This window comes from Pseudomonas sp. TKO26 (assembly GCF_003225665.1).
GTDB classification, from domain to species: domain Bacteria; phylum Pseudomonadota; class Gammaproteobacteria; order Pseudomonadales; family Pseudomonadaceae; genus Aquipseudomonas; species Aquipseudomonas saponiphila.
In genome coordinates, this window is record NZ_QKLN01000081.1 from 1 (window position 1) to 360 (window position 360).

Genomic DNA, 360 nt, shown 5'->3' on the forward strand with positions numbered 1-360 from the left:
TGCCGCCGCCGGCCTGTTCGACAATGGTCGGTCGGGCACCGCTGTTGATGTAGTAGATATCGTCACCCGCGCCGCCTTCCAGGCGGATGGCGGTGGCGCTAGCATCCGGACCCGAGATGAGGATGTCATTGAAGGCCGTACCGATGACGTTCTCGATGCTGGTCAGGGTCGTGCCTTCGGCATCTCCACCCTTGCCAGCCGGGCCGGTGCCGAGGCGTACTTCAACGTTCACACCGGCAGACGAGGTCGAGTAGTCGACGGTGTCGACACCGGCGCCACCGTCGAAATGCATGCCCAGGCCGTTGCCGACAAAGGTGTCGTTGTAGTTCGAGCCTCTGATCGTCTCGATGTCGGTGTAGG

Annotated in this window: 1 pseudogene; it reads right to left on the reverse strand. The window is 62.8% G+C overall.

The annotated features are described in order from the left end of the window. A pseudogene (locus DNK59_RS31865) lies at nucleotides 1–360 on the reverse strand (calcium-binding protein); the annotation flags it as partial.